At 66.4% G+C, this 14,410-nt stretch carries 14 protein-coding genes; 7 read left to right on the top strand and 7 right to left on the bottom strand.

What is annotated here, in order from left to right:
- The first annotated feature begins 56 nt into the window (after positions 1–56).
- From QCD70_RS05060 to QCD70_RS05035, 6 genes are all read left to right on the top strand, one after another.
- Positions 57–683 (top strand): superoxide dismutase, encoded by a 627-nt coding sequence (locus QCD70_RS05060; RefSeq protein WP_301214069.1) that lies wholly within the window; start codon positions 57–59, stop codon positions 681–683.
- A gap of 91 nt (positions 684–774) precedes the next feature.
- Positions 775–1,782 carry a type I glyceraldehyde-3-phosphate dehydrogenase gene (gene gap, locus QCD70_RS05055; protein ID WP_085486158.1) on the top strand — a complete coding sequence of 336 codons (1,008 nt, stop codon included), beginning with the start codon at positions 775–777 and terminating at the stop codon, positions 1,780–1,782.
- A 15-nt stretch (positions 1,783–1,797) separates the two neighbouring features.
- Positions 1,798–3,009, top strand: a complete 1,212-nt coding sequence (locus QCD70_RS05050) for a phosphoglycerate kinase (protein ID WP_301214068.1) — start codon at positions 1,798–1,800, stop codon at positions 3,007–3,009.
- On the top strand, positions 3,003–3,788 hold the full coding sequence (gene tpiA / locus QCD70_RS05045; protein WP_301214067.1) for a triose-phosphate isomerase: 786 nt from the start codon (positions 3,003–3,005) through the stop codon (positions 3,786–3,788). The genes QCD70_RS05050 and tpiA overlap by 7 nt, the downstream gene beginning before the upstream one ends.
- A 142-nt stretch (positions 3,789–3,930) precedes the next feature.
- Positions 3,931–4,182: a preprotein translocase subunit SecG gene (gene secG, locus QCD70_RS05040; protein ID WP_055928680.1), complete on the top strand. Its 252-nt coding sequence runs from the start codon at positions 3,931–3,933 to the stop codon at positions 4,180–4,182.
- 11 nt (positions 4,183–4,193) lie between these two features.
- On the top strand, positions 4,194–4,556 hold the full coding sequence (locus QCD70_RS05035) for an RNA polymerase-binding protein RbpA (RefSeq protein WP_301214066.1): 363 nt from the start codon (positions 4,194–4,196) through the stop codon (positions 4,554–4,556).
- A gap of 72 nt (positions 4,557–4,628) precedes the next feature.
- On the opposite strand, the gene pgl is transcribed toward QCD70_RS05035, so the two are convergent.
- The 6 genes from pgl to QCD70_RS05005 form a co-directional block, all read right to left on the bottom strand.
- A complete protein-coding gene (gene pgl / locus QCD70_RS05030; protein WP_301214065.1) occupies positions 4,629–5,399 on the bottom strand; it encodes a 6-phosphogluconolactonase in 771 nt (256 codons plus the stop codon).
- 3 nt (positions 5,400–5,402) lie between these two features.
- Positions 5,403–6,392: a glucose-6-phosphate dehydrogenase assembly protein OpcA gene (locus QCD70_RS05025; protein WP_301214064.1), complete on the bottom strand. Its 990-nt coding sequence runs from the start codon at positions 6,390–6,392 to the stop codon at positions 5,403–5,405.
- Positions 6,389–7,930 (bottom strand): glucose-6-phosphate dehydrogenase, encoded by a 1,542-nt coding sequence (zwf, locus tag QCD70_RS05020; RefSeq protein ID WP_301214063.1) that lies wholly within the window; start codon positions 7,928–7,930, stop codon positions 6,389–6,391. Before zwf ends, QCD70_RS05025 begins: the two co-directional genes overlap by 4 nt.
- Positions 7,931–8,182: 252 nt before the next feature.
- Positions 8,183–9,295 carry a transaldolase gene (tal, locus tag QCD70_RS05015; RefSeq protein WP_055928666.1) on the bottom strand — a complete coding sequence of 371 codons (1,113 nt, stop codon included), beginning with the start codon at positions 9,293–9,295 and terminating at the stop codon, positions 8,183–8,185.
- Between the two features lie 28 nt (positions 9,296–9,323).
- Positions 9,324–11,417, bottom strand: coding sequence for a transketolase (gene tkt, locus QCD70_RS05010; protein ID WP_301214062.1), 2,094 nt, complete (start codon positions 11,415–11,417; stop codon positions 9,324–9,326).
- 223 nt (positions 11,418–11,640) lie between these two features.
- Complete coding sequence (locus QCD70_RS05005; protein WP_301214061.1) at positions 11,641–12,135, bottom strand: heme-degrading domain-containing protein; 495 nt, start codon at positions 12,133–12,135, stop codon at positions 11,641–11,643.
- A 103-nt stretch (positions 12,136–12,238) separates the two neighbouring features.
- On the opposite strand from QCD70_RS05005, the gene QCD70_RS05000 reads away from it, so the two are divergent.
- Complete coding sequence (locus tag QCD70_RS05000; protein WP_301214060.1) at positions 12,239–13,159, top strand: heme o synthase; 921 nt, start codon at positions 12,239–12,241, stop codon at positions 13,157–13,159.
- A 69-nt stretch (positions 13,160–13,228) separates the two neighbouring features.
- Here the strand turns inward: QCD70_RS05000 and QCD70_RS04995 are convergent, their stop codons facing one another.
- Entirely contained in the window at positions 13,229–14,179 is a 951-nt protein-coding gene (locus QCD70_RS04995) for a COX15/CtaA family protein (RefSeq protein ID WP_301214059.1), read from the bottom strand.
- Between the last annotated feature and the right edge of the window lie 231 nt (positions 14,180–14,410).

The following is a 14,410-nucleotide window of genomic DNA, read 5'->3' as shown; positions in this document are numbered from 1 at the left end:
AGGTCACTCACAGCCGCCCCGGTACTCGGCGCGGCGCCTTATTCGAGGAGATATCAATGGCTGACTACACCCTTCCTGAACTCGCGTACGACTACTCGGCGCTCGAGCCCAGCATCAGCGGCACGATCATGGAGCTTCACCACTCCAAGCACCACCAGGCCTATGTGACCGGTGCGAACACCGCGCTCGCCCAGCTCGCCGAAGCCCGCGACTCCGAGAACCTCGGCGCCGTCAACAAGCTCGAGAAAGACCTCGCCTTCAACCTCGGCGGCCACGTCAACCACTCCATCTTCTGGACGAACATGTCCCCGAACGGCGGAGACAAGCCGGTCGGCGAACTCGCGGCCGCCATCGACGAGTTCTTCGGTTCGTTCGAGAAGTTCCAGGCCCACTTCACCGCCACGGCGCTCGGAGTGCAGGGTTCAGGATGGTCCGTCCTCGCATGGGACAGCATCGGCCAGCGCCTGATCATCCAGCAGTTCTTCGACCAGCAGTCGAACTTCGCCGCCGGAACGGTGCCCCTGCTCATGCTCGACGTGTGGGAGCACGCCTACTACATCGACTACAAGAACGTCAGGGCCGACTACGTCAAGGCGTTCTGGAACATCGTCGACTGGCAGAACGTCACGACGCGCTTCGAGACTGCCCGCGAAAAGACCTCGGGCCTCCTGCTACTGTCGTAGCGACGACGGCGTGTCGGGCCCTGTGGCCCGGCACGCCCTCAGTTTCAGCCACCCAGCCCCGCGGGGCCACACGATTCATGGAGAACTTCACGTGTCTGTAAAGATCGGTATCAACGGCTTCGGTCGTATCGGGCGTAACTACTTCCGCGCAGCTCTGGCCAAGGGCAGCGAGCTCGAGATCGTCGCGGTCAATGACCTCACCGACAACAAGGCCCTCGCGCACCTCCTCAAGTACGACACGATCACGGGTCGTCTCGATGCCACGGTCGAGCTCGACGGCGACAACATCATCGTCAACGGCAAGCCGATCCTCGTGCTCGCCGAGCGCGACCCCTCCGACCTGCCCTGGGGCGAGCTGGGCGTCGACATCGTCATCGAGTCGACCGGCCGTTTCACGAAGTCCGAAGACGCCCGCAAGCACATCGCGGCCGGCGCCAAGAAGGTCATCGTCTCCGCTCCGGCGACGGGCTCAGACGTCGCGACGCTGGTTCTCGGCGTCAACGAGGGCACCTACGACCCCGCCATCCACGACATCATCTCGAACGCGTCGTGCACCACGAACTGCCTCGCGCCCCTGGCGAAGGTCTTCATGGACAACTTCGGCATCGAGCGTGGCCTCATGACCACGGTCCACGCCTACACGGCCGACCAGAACCTGCAGGACGGCCCGCACAGCGACCTGCGCCGCGCCCGCGCCGCAGCCGCCAACATCATCCCCACGTCGACGGGTGCCGCCAAGGCCCTGGGCCTCGTCATCCCCGAGCTCGTCGGAAAGCTCGACGGATACGCACTGCGCGTACCGGTGATCACCGGTTCGATCACCGACCTCACGGTCGAGACCAGCTCCACGGTCACCGTCGAGCAGGTCAACGAGGCGTACAAGAACGCCGCGAACGGCGAGCTCAAGGGAATCCTCTCGTACACCGAGGACCCGATCGTCTCGAGCGACATCCAGGGCGACCCGCACTCGTCGATCTTCGACGCCGGCCTCACCAAGGTCATCGGCAACCAGGTGAAGATCGCCTCGTGGTACGACAACGAGTGGGGCTACTCCAACCGCCTCGTCGACATCACCGAGTACGTCGCCGACCGCCTGTAATACGAGGAATCCACTGTGACTCTGCGCACTCTGGATTCGCTCGGCTCCCTCACGGGAAAACGCGTCCTCGTTCGGTGTGACCTCAATGTTCCGTTGAAAAACGGGGTCATCACCGACGACGGGCGCGTTCGAGCGTCTCTGGCAACCATCAACGCCCTGGTCGATCAGGGCGCACGAGTGATCCTCATCAGCCACCTCGGGCGGCCAGACGGTTCACCCGATCCCCAGTACAGCCTGCGGCCCGTCGCCGAGCGCCTGTCCGAACTCCTCGACAAGCCTGTGGCCTTCGCCGAAGACACCGTGGGCGCGAGCGCACAGCAGGCAGTCGAGGCTCTGGCCGACGGCGACGTCGCTCTTCTCGAGAACCTGCGGTTCAACGCCGAGGAGACGAGCAAGAGCGCCGACGAGCGATCGGCTTTCGCCGCACGGCTCGCCTCGTTCGGAGACGCATTCGTCTCCGACGGGTTCGGCGTCGTGCATCGCAAGCAGGCGAGCGTCTACGAACTCGCATCCGCGCTCCCGAGCGCTGCGGGGCTTCTCATCGCCGCCGAGCTCGACGTGCTCGAGAGACTCACCGAGAAGCCCGAACGGCCCTACACGGTCGTCCTCGGCGGCTCCAAGGTCTCAGACAAGCTCGGCGTGATCGGACACCTTCTTCCGAAGGTGGACACACTGCTCATCGGCGGAGGGATGCTCTTCACGTTCCTCGCGGCACAGGGCTTCCGCGTCGGCGGGAGCCTCCTCGAGGCCGACCAGATCGAGACGGTCAAGGGGTACCTGGCCGAGGCGACCGAGCGCGGAGTGCGCATCGTGCTGCCGACAGACGTGGTGGTCGCATCGAAGTTCGGTGCCGACGCCGAGCACACCGTCACGAGCGCCGAGACCATCGAAGAGACGCCGTTCGGCCAGAGCGGACTCGGGCTCGACATCGGCCCAGAGACCGGCGCCGAGTTCGCGCGCATCATCGCGGAATCCAAGACCGTGTTCTGGAACGGACCGATGGGCGTCTTCGAGCTCGCACCGTTCGCCGAGGGCACTCGTGCCGTCGCCGATGCGCTGACCCGCGTCGACGGGCTCGGTGTGGTCGGCGGAGGAGACTCGGCAGCCGCCGTACGAGCCCTCGGCTTCACCGACGAGCAGTTCGGTCACATTTCAACTGGCGGTGGAGCAAGCCTCGAATTCCTCGAAGGCAAACGCCTGCCCGGACTGGAGGTCCTCGGATGGTAGTCAACAGAACGCCGCTCATCGCGGGCAATTGGAAGATGAACCTCGACCACCTGCAGGCGATCGCATTCGTGCAGAAGCTCGCATGGAGCCTGAAGGACGCCGGGCACAACTTCGCCGACGTCGAGGCGGCGATCTTCCCGCCGTTCACCGACCTGCGCAGCGTGCAGACCCTCATCTCGGCAGACAAGCTCGAGCTCGCCTACGGTGCGCAAGACGTCTCCCAGCACGCGAGTGGCGCCTACACGGGCGAGATCTCGGGTGCGTTCCTCAAGCAGCTCGACTGCCGCTACGTCATCATCGGTCACTCGGAGCGACGCACTCTCCACGCCGAGACCGACGACGTCGTGGCCGCGAAGACGGCGGCCGCGATCTCGAACGGTCTCGTTCCGATCGTCTGCGTCGGCGAGACGGCCGAAGACCTCGAGAAGCACGGCCCCAGTGCCGTGCCTGTCGCCCAGTTGACGGCCGCGCTCTCATCGGTGCAGTCCGCATCGGATATCGTCGTCGCGTACGAGCCCGTCTGGGCGATCGGCTCAGGCCAGGCGGCGACACCCGAGCAGGCAGAAGCGGTCTGCGCCGCACTTCGCGCCGTGCTCGAATCCACCCTGGGCTCCGATGTCGCGGCGAAGACGCGCATCCTCTACGGCGGATCGGTCAAGTCGACGAACATCGGCGGCTTCATGAAGCAGCCCAACGTCGACGGGGCCCTGGTCGGCGGCGCGAGTCTCGACCTGACGGAGTTCGCCAGCATCATCCGGTACCAGAAGCACGCGTTCTAATAGCAGTGCGAGAGGCCGACCCGTCTCGGGTCGGCCTTTCGTGTACCGCTGCAGTCATGGTGCGTGTCATCGGACGCATACAGGTATAATTGACGTTGGTCTGGCTTCACACCGGTCGGCCATCATTCTTGAGAGGCAATTCGTGCAGATCCTTCAGGTCGTTCTACAGGTGCTGCTCGGTATCACGAGCCTCCTTCTGACCCTCCTCATTCTTCTCCACCGCGGTCGCGGCGGAGGCCTGTCCGACATGTTCGGCGGCGGCGTCACATCCAACCTCGGTGCATCCGGGGTCGCGGAGCGCAACCTCAACCGCATCACGGTGATCCTCGGACTCGTGTGGGTCGTGTGCATCGTCGTGCTCGGTCTCATCACCAAATTCGACACCGGAATCTAGGAGTATCGGCAATGGCTTCAGGCGGCAGTGCAATTCGCGGGTCACGGGTGGGCGCAGGCCCGATGGGCGAGCAGGATCGGGGCTTCCACGCCGATCGAATCAAGGTCTCCTACTGGGACGCCCTGGGCAACGAGACGGTCAAGTACTTCGCGGCGACGCTGCCCGAAGACGAGATCCCCGAGACGATCGACTGCCCGTCCTCCGGTCTTCCCGCTGGTCGCGACAAAGAGAATCCTCCGTCGGTCGTGAAGCTCGAGCCCTACAAGACGCACCTCGCCTACGTCAAGGAACGCCGCACCGAGGAGGAGGCCGCGCAGCTTCTCGAAGACGCGCTGACCCAGCTCCGCGCACGGCGGGGCACGGCGACCGCCTAGCCGTCGCTCGCACGCATTCGACGAAAAAGCCCCTCGGCCGAGCCGAGGGGCTTTTTCGTGCGATCGTGCCGATCAGTAGTAGGTCGGCGTGATGAGGTACTCCGGTACCTCGGACGCGGCGTCCTTGTCGACGAAGAACACGGTTCGCCGACGGCCCTCAGCACCAGCGACCGGTACCTCGTCGGTGCTGGCACCCGCCAGCGCGAGGCCGAGGGCCGAGGCCTTGTCGGATCCGGCGAGGACGAGCCAGATCCGATCCGACGAACGGATGACCGGGAGCGTGAGGCTGAGGCGCTGGGGCGGCGGCTTGGGCGACTCCCGCACGGCCACGACGGTCGCGTCGGTCACGCGCACGGCATCCTGGCCCGGAAACAGGGAGGCGATGTGCCCGTCCGGCCCGACGCCGAGGAAGGTGATGTCGAACTTCGGGTAGTCGCTTCCGTCGCCGGCCTCGAGCAGTTCGAGCGCGTAGACGGCCGCGGCCTCATCGATATCGGCGACCTCGTCGGTCGACGGGAACGGGTGCACCTGCGAGGCGGGAACGTCGATGTGATCGAGCAGCGCCTCGCGCGCCTGCAACTCGTTGCGGTCGGGATCGTCCCGCGCGACGAACCGCTCGTCACCCCACCAGAAGCTCACCCTGTTCCAGTCGACGCTGTCCCTGGCCGGCGACGCATTGATGGCCGCCAGCACAGCCGTGCCGACGGAGCCTCCGGTGAGGACGACGTTCACGGCGTCGCGGTCTTCGAGGAGGTCGATGGTCTTCGTGATGAAGCGCGCCGCCACGGAGCCCGCCAGCGAGGCCTTGTCGGGGTGGATGAGCACACGGCGTTCGTTCGTCATGGCCTACCGCACCTCTGTGGTCGTCTGCGACGCCGAGGCGGACTCGGGACCGGGCTCGCCCAGTTCGAGCACGCCCTGCGTGAGCACCTCGCCGTAGAGGTCGTCGGGGTCGAGCCTGCGGAGTTCCTCTGCCAGGCAGTCGCGAAGCGAGCGACGGGGGAGTGCCAGGTCGTGCAGCGGCTGGTTCGGCTGAACCAGGGTCGCCACGTTGGGAACAGAGCGCTCGAGCTCGATGACACCCGACGAACGGGAGAGCTTGACGCCGTGGATTCCACTGGACCCGTTGGCGCGCGACGAGATTCCGTAGTCGACCGTCACCTTGAGCTGGTGACGCAGCCAGGCTGCGAGCAGCAGGGTCGACGGGGAGTCGGACGCGCCCGACACCTCGATGGCCTCGACGGGCTCGAAGGGCGGCTGGTCGAGCACCGCGGCCAGCTGCGCACGCCAGAGGGTGAGTCGCGTCCACGCGAAGTCGGTGTCGCCGGGGGAGTAGTTCCGCGACAGTGTACGCAGCGTCTCGTTGGGGTTGCTGCTGTTCGACGAGTCGGTGATGCGACGCTGGGCGATCCGGCCGAGGTCGGATGTCGACGGCGATTCGGGCGCATCGCCCGGCCACCACACGACGACAGGGGCGTCGGGCAGGAGCAGACCCGTGACGAGTCCTTCCTCGTCGCTTGCCGCCGCGCCGTAGGCCTTGAGCAGAACGACCTCGCTCGCGCCGGCGTCGCCACCCACGCGGATCTGCGCATCCAGTCTCGCGCCGCGGCCCGACTTCACGCCGTCGTCGGCATCGGTCGACACGACGATGACGCGCATCGGGTGCTCACGAGAGGCGTCGTTGGCCGCCTCGATGGCGTCCTCCTCCTGGCCCAGGGCCGTTCGGATGACCAGGGTCAGCACGCGACCGAGTGCGACGGCGCCGCCCTCCTCGCGAATCTTGACGAGGGCCTTCGAGACCTTGCTTGTGTTGGTATCGGGCAGATCGACGATCATGGCCGCCTCCAGGTTCTTCCGTCGCGGGCGAGCATCTCGTCTGCTGAGTCGGGGCCCCAGGTTCCGGGGCGGTATTGATCGGGCTGTCCCTGGGTGGTCCAGAACTCTTCGATCGGGTCGAGGATCTTCCAGGAGAGTTCGACCTCTTCCTGGCGGGGGAACAGCGGCGGGTCTCCGAGGAGCACGTCGAGGATGAGGCGCTCGTAGGCCTCGGGGCTCGCCTCGGTGAAGGCGTGGCCGTAGCCGAAGTCCATGGTCACGTCGCGCACCTGCATGCCGGCACCGGGAACCTTGGAGCCGAAGCGGATGGTCACACCCTCGTCGGGCTGTACGCGGATCACGAGCGCGTTCTGGCCGAGCGCCGATGTCTGGCTGTCGGCGAAGAGATACTGCGGAGCGCGCTTGAACACGACGGCGATCTCCGTCACCCGGCGGCCGAGGCGCTTGCCCGCGCGCAGATAGAACGGAACGCCCGCCCAGCGGCGGGTTCCGATGTCGAGCCGCATGGCCGCGTAGGTCTCGGTGAGGGATTCGGGGTTCATGCCGTCCTCCTCGAGGAAGCCGGTGACCTTCTCGCCGCCCTGCCACCCGCCGGCGTACTGGCCGCGGGCGGTGTGCTTGGCAAGGTCCTTCGGAAGCCGGATGGCGGCGAGCACCTTCTCCTTCTCGGCGCGCAGGTCGGACGCGTTGAAGGAGATGGGCTCCTCCATGGCCGTGAGCGCGAGCAGCTGCAGCAGGTGGTTCTGGATGACGTCGCGTGCGGCGCCGATGCCGTCGTAGTACCCGGCACGACCGCCGACGCCGATGTCCTCGGCCATGGTGATCTGCACGTGGTCGACGTAGTTCGAGTTCCAGATGGGCTCGTAGAGCTGGTTGGCGAAGCGCAGGGCCAGAATGTTCTGGACCGTCTCCTTGCCGAGGTAGTGGTCGATACGGAAGACCGAGTCGGGAGCGAAGACCGATTCGACGACGTCGTTCAGTTCGCGCGCCGTCTTCAGGTCGCTGCCGAACGGCTTCTCGATGACGACGCGGCGCCACTGCCCTTCTTCGGGGTGGGCCAGGCCCGAGCGGCGCAGCTGCTCGGTCACGAGGGGGAACGCCTTCGGCGGCACCGAGAGGTAGAACGCGTAGTTGCCCATCGTGCCCCGCTCGGCGTCAAGGGCGTCGATCGTCTCCTTGAGGTGATCGAATGCCTCGTCGTCGCTGAACTCGCCCGACACGAACCGGATGCCTTCGGAGAGCTGGCGCCACACGTCTTCGTCGAAGGGTGTGCGCGCGTACTCCTTGACGGCGTCGTGCACGACACGCTCGAAGTCCTGGTCCTCCCAGTCGCGGCGAGCGAACCCGATCAGCGAGAAGCCCGGCGGAAGCAGACCGCGGTTGGCGAGGTCGTAGACGGCCGGCATCAGCTTCTTGCGCGACAGGTCGCCTGTGACGCCGAAGATGACGAGTCCGCTGGGGCCGGCGATTCGATTGAGCCGCCGGTCGGACGGGATTCTGAGCGGGTTGTATTCCGGAGTGATTTCTACCGGTGGCATGAGACTCCTTGAGACCTTCTGGGTCGACGGGTTAGTGCGGCGCTGGAACAGCGCGGAGAACGGGGCGGGTGCGATGCGGACCGTCGGACGAAGAGCTCATGGGGACGTCGCGGTGGCGACGATCGGCGCGAGAGACGGCCGGCAGAAGTGTGGTGGCTCCGGTTGTCTCGGACGAGAGAACAACGGAGAGGAGGGCCGGGTCCACCGTTCCGACGCGGCCATGGCCGCTGCCGGAACGGTGGACCCGGACACTCACTTGGACGACTCGAGTGCGGTCGTGACCGTGTCGAGCAGCTCGTTCCAGGAGACGATGAACTTGTCGACTCCCTCGGTCTCGAGCAGTTCGGTGACCTCGGCGTAGGAGATGCCCTGAGCAGCGATCTCGTCGAGCACCTTGTTGGCGGCGGCGTAGGAGCCCGTGATGGTGTCTCCGGTGATCACGCCGTGGTCGAAGGTGGCGTCGAGCGTCTTCTCGGGCATCGTGTTGACGACCTCCGGGGCGACGAGCTCGGTGACGTAGGTCGTGTCGGGCACGGCCGGGTCCTTGACGCCGGTGGATGCCCAGAGCGGCCGCTGCTTGTTGGCGCCGGCCGCGAGGAGTCCGGCCGCGCGCTCGGTCGAGAACGCCTGCTCGTAGACCTCGTAGGCGAGCTGGGCGTTCGCGACGCCCGCCTTGCTCTTGAGCGCCAGAGCCTCATCGGTTCCGATGGCCACCAGGCGCTTGTCGATCTCGGTGTCGACGCGCGACACGAAGAACGAGGCGACGCTGTGGATCTTCGACAGGTCGAGCCCGGCGGCCTTCGCGCGCTCCAGGCCAGCCAGGTAGGCGTTGATGACGTCGCGGTAGCGGGCGAGGCTGAAGATCAGCGTGACGTTGACGCTGATGCCGGCCGCGATGGTCTCGGTGATGGCCTCGAGGCCCGCGATGGTCGCGGGGATCTTGATCAGCACGTTCTCCTTGGCGACCTTGTCGAAGAGCTCCTTGGCCTGCTTCGTCGTGCCCGCGGCGTCGTTCGCCAGGCCCGGCTCGACCTCGATCGAGACGCGGCCGTCGAATCCGTTCGTAGCGTCGTAGATCGGGCGGAAGATGTCGCAGCCGTTGGCGACGTCCTGGGTCGTGATCTCGAAGACGGCCTCGGTGACGTTCTTGCCGGCCTTGGCGAGCTCGGCGACCTGCGCCGCGTAGGACTCTCCGTTGGTCAGCGCCGCGGCGAAGATCGACGGGTTCGTGGTGACACCGACGACGTTCTTCTCGGCGATCAGCTTCTCGAGTCCGCCGGAGGTGATGCGCTCGCGCGACAGGTCGTCGAGCCAGATGCTGACGCCGGCTGCGGAGAGCTGGGCGGTGGGTGTTGTATCGGTCATGTACGTACTCCTAGAAGATTCTTGTGGTCTACAGCGACGAGATCGAGAGCTTGGCGGCCTCGATGGCGTGCTCGGTGGTGATGCCGAACTCGCGGAACAGCGTCTGGTAGTCGGCGGATGCGCCGAAGTGCTCGATCGAGACGCTCTTGCCGTGGTCTCCGACGTAGGAGCGCCAGGTCAGGTCGAGGCCGGCCTCGATCGACACGCGCGCCTTGATCGCTGCGGGAAGGACCGACTCGCGGTACTCCGCACTCTGCTCCTCGAACCACTCGAGGCTCGGTGCCGACACGACGCGGGCGTTGATGCCCTCGTTCTTGAGGAGCTCGCGCGCCTCGACGGCGATCTGAACTTCGGAGCCGGTCGCGATGAAGATCACGTCGGGGGTGCCGTTCGGAGCCTCTGCCAGCACGTACGCGCCCTTGGCGACGTTCTTCGCCGACGCGAAGGTCTCGCCGGAGGCGTCGCCCTCGCCACGCTCGAACACCGGGATGTTCTGGCGCGTCAATGCGATGCCCGCGGGCCCCTTGCGGCGCTCGAGGATGGTCTTCCACGCGTAGGCGACCTCGTTCGCGTCGCCGGGGCGCACGATGTCGAGCCCCGGGATGGCGCGGAGCGTGGCCAGCTGCTCGATCGGCTGGTGGGTCGGTCCGTCTTCTCCGAGGGCCACGGAGTCGTGGGTCCACACGTAGATCGCGGGGGACTTCATGAGGGCCGCGAGGCGAACGGCGGGACGCATGTAGTCGCTGAAGATGAGGAAGGTTCCGCCGAACGGGCGGGTGTTTCCGTGCAGCACGATGCCGTTCAGGATCGCGCCCATGGCGTGCTCGCGGATGCCGAAGTGCAGCACGCGGCCATACGGGTTTCCCGTCCACTCGTGCGTGGAGTGCTCGGCCGGGATGAAGGATGCGCCCGACTCGATCGTGGTGTTGTTCGACTCGGCGAGGTCGGCCGAGCCGCCCCAGAACTCGGGCATGATCGGCGCGATGGCGTTGATGACCTTGCCCGACGCGGCGCGGGTCGAGACGGCCTTGCCCGCTTCGAAGACCGGGAGCGCCTCCTCGAGGCCCTCCGGAACGTCGCCGGAGAGGACGCGGTCGAGGAGGACCTTCTTCTCGGGGTTGGCGGAGGCCCAGGCGTCGAATGAGATCTTCCACTCGGCGTGCTCGGCCTGGCCGCGCTCGACGGCGCTGCGGGTGTGCGCGATGACCTCGTCGGCGACCTCGAAGCTCTGCTCGGGGTCGAAGCCGAGCACCTCCTTGAGGCCCTTCAGCTCTTCGGCGCCCAGGGCGGAGCCGTGGATCTTTCCGGTGTTCTGCTTCTTGGGCGAGGGCCAGCCGATGATGGTCTTGAGGATGATCAGCGACGGCTTGTCGGTGACGGCCTTGGCCGCCTCGATGGCGTCGAAGAGGGCCTCGACGTCTTCGACGTACTGGCCCGTCTTCTTCCAGTCGACGACCTGCACGTGCCAGTGGTAGGCCTCGTAGCGGGCGCGCACGTCTTCGGTGAACGCGATGTTGGTGTCGTCCTCGATCGAGATCTGGTTGCTGTCGTAGATCGCGATCAGGTTGCCGAGCTGCTGGTGGCCGGCGAGCGACGAAGCCTCGCTCGTGACGCCCTCCTGCAGGTCGCCGTCGCCGGCGATGGTGTAGATGAAGTGGTCGAAGGGGCTGGTGCCGGCCTCGGCCTCGGGGTCGAAGAGACCGCGCTCGAAGCGCGAGGCGTAGGCGAATCCGACGGCCGACGACAGGCCCTGGCCGAGCGGCCCGGTCGTGATCTCGACGCCGTCGGTGTGGCCGTACTCGGGGTGGCCGGGAGTGAGCGAGCCCCAGGTGCGCAGCGCCTTGAGGTCGTCGAGCTCGAGGCCGTAGCCGCCGAGGTAGAGCTGGATGTACTGGGTGAGCGAACTGTGGCCGACCGAGAGGATGAAGCGGTCGCGACCGATCCACTCGTTGTCACTCGGATCGCGCCGCATGACCTTCTGGAACAGGAGGTAGGCGGCGGGGGCGAGGCTGATGGCCGTTCCCGGATGCCCGTTTCCTACCTTCTCGACGGCGTCTGCCGCGAGAACCTTCGCCGTGGATACGGCCTGGTCGTCAATGGGAGTCCATTGGAATGATGCCACGAGGAATAAGCCCCTTCTCAGTTGCAGGCGGACAGATTTGCCCGTCAGGCGCCGCGATGTGAATCGGTAGCAGGGAGAACCGCGTGAGAGACCGGCGAATGTGAGCCCCCGCACGGTACGTGTTCAGCACAGTGCGACATGGCTTCTCCGCAAGAAAGACACGCAGGAAACACCGACTGCTGTGTCGCCGCTACAAGTATAGGGAATCAGAGGGGAGCCTCGGCTACCCCTCGACAAACTCGCGGAGGGCGGACACGACGAGGTCGTGATCCTCGATCTGCGGCAGCCCGGAGACCGTCGCGACGGCCACGATGCCGGTGCCCCTGACCGACACGGGAAAGCCGCCCCCGTGGGCCGCGTACTCCATCTGGTCGAACCAGCCCTCTGACTCGATCCGCTTTCCGGCGATCTTGGGGCGGGTGCCGAGCAGCAGCGAGGGGATCCCGTAGCGCTCGACGGCGCGCGCCTTGCGCGCGATCCAGACGTCGTTGTCGGCCTGTGCGCCCTCGAGTGCGACGTGGAAGAGGATCTGCGATCCGCGTCGGATGTCGATGGCGATGGGCAGGGCACGCTCCGTGCCGAGACGCACGAGGATGAGCCCCAGCCTCAGGGCGTCGGACGGCCCGAAGGAGTCGACCTGGAGCTCGGCCGCCTCGTCCTCGATGCGGGCGGCCAGGCGGGCGAACTCGTCCGGAGTGGTGGGGTCGGTGTGCGTCATGCCTGTCACGGTATCGGCTCCGACCGAGGTTCGAGAACCGATCGCTTAGACTGATTCGGGATCGCGCGCGCCCTGCGCGGGGCCCGGAACAGTCTGAGGAGCAATGGACGTCGCTGTAGAGGGCCGCACGGAGAAGCAGCGGATCAGCCTGTCGGCGAAGGCCAAGGCCTACGTCGCGCTGACGAAGCCGCGGGTGATCGAGCTGCTGCTCGTGACGACGGCGCCGGTGATGATCCTGGCGCAGAACGGCATTCCCGACCTCTGGCTGGTCGTCGCCACGCTCATCGGCGGCGCGCTCAGCGCCGGCAGCGCCGGCGCCTTCAACTGCTACATCGACCGCGACATCGACCGCGTCATGAAGCGCACCCAGGGTCGTCCCCTCGTCACCGGCGAACTGAGCGACCGCGAGGCCCTCGTGTTCGCGTGGGTCATCGGCGTCGCATCCATCGTCTGGCTCGCCGTCTTCGCCAATCTGCTGGCGGCGGCGCTCTCGCTCATCGCGATCCTGCTCTACGTGTTCCTCTACACGGTGTGGCTGAAGCGTCGCACCTCCCAGAACATCGTCTGGGGAGGAATCGCCGGCTGCATGCCCGTGCTCATCGGCTGGGCCGCGGTCACGAACTCGCTCAGCTGGACCCCGTTCATCCTGTTCGGTGTCATCTTCCTCTGGACGCCGCCGCACTACTGGCCGCTGTCGATGAAGTACCGCGACGAGTACAAGGCGGCGAATGTTCCCATGCTCGCGGTCGTCCGCGGCCGCGCCGTCGTGGGTCTCCAGACGATCCTCTACGCGTGGGCCACCGTCGCCTGCTCGCTGCTGCTCATCCCGGTCGCACCGATGGGCATCGTCTACAGCGTCGTCGCACTCGGCTCCGGCGCGTGGTTCATCTACGAGACGCACCGGCTCTACAACCGGGCCATTCACGGCCTCGAGGTCAAGCCGATGAGGGTCTTCCACGCGTCGATCAGCTACCTGACGCTCGTCTTCCTCGCCGTCGCCATCGACCCGCTGCTTCCGTTCTAGCCGGGCTCTCTCTGCGGCGATGCCGTTCGCTGAGCCTGTCGAAGCGGCACTGGATCGCCGCGGAGGCGGTCAGCGCCGGGGCTGACCGACGGAGCTGAGCTCCCTGGGGTCGTCCACCGATTCGGGGGCGTTCGACGACGAGCGCAGCGACAGCACCAGGGCGGTCATGGCCGCGACCAGAAGCGCGGCGAGCACCATGTGGATGCCGACGAGCAACGGCGGCAGTCCGAGTCGCGCCTGGGTGAGGCCGACGACCACCTGCACGGCCTCGATGGCCAGCAGCGCCAGCGCCCAGCGCGTGACACCGAGCCTGCCCACGAGCGCAGCGACGACGAGCACCATCGTGAGCGCCAGGAGCACGTACGCGGGCCAGCTGTGGAAGTGCTGCAGCAGCTCGGCGTCGAGGCCGTTGCGGGGGGTCTTCTCGTCGCCGGCGTGCGGTCCGGAGCCCGTGGTGAGAATGCCCACGACCACGGTGATCGCGACGAAGAGCGATGCGGTGTGCGCCACGATCATGAACCACAGCGGCACGGTGCGGCGATCTCCACGCGGCCCGCGGTACACGCGGTAGACCAGGATCGTCGCGTTGACGACGAGGAGGATCGAGATCACGAAGTGCAGCCCGACGATGAACGGGTTGAGTCCGGTCAGCACCGTGATGCCGCCGATGACGGCCTGGAGCGGAATGGACAGACCCTGGAGAAGCGTGAGCACGAACAGGTCCCTGCGCTCCCTCCAGTAGCGCACCACGGCCAGGAACACCGCGATCACGATGAGGGCGAGCACGAAGGTGAGCATGCGGTTCGCGAACTCGATCACGCCGTGGATGCCCATCTCCGGCGTGGACACGAACGACGCGTCGGTGCATCGCGGCCAGGTGGGGCATCCCAGGCCCGATCCCGTCAGCCTCACCGCGCCGCCGGTTCCGATGAGCACCACCTGGAACACGAGCGACAGCCAGGCCAGCACGCGAACGGGTCGACTGATGGATGCGGGGAGGAATGCGATGAGTCGCTTCACGGCTTCGGGTGTTCCTTGTCAAGACTTGTCGATGAAAAGGCCCGCGACCTACTATCCGGCAGGCATTGCCTGTAGAATTTGAAAGTTGTAGAAATCCGCGTTCGAACGCGTTTTGCGCATATCGCCCAGCGTTGGGCGGGGCTAACGCCCCCAGACCTCAGTACATTCTAAGTACGTGCGTTCTCCCCACGAGAACGTGATCAGGCAATCATTTCGGTGATCCGTGCCGAA

This window comes from Agreia sp. PsM10, assembly GCF_030433855.1.
GTDB lineage: Bacteria > Actinomycetota > Actinomycetes > Actinomycetales > Microbacteriaceae > Agreia.
Note: the sequence above shows the minus strand (reverse complement) of the source record. Positions and strands in the feature narration are given on the sequence as shown.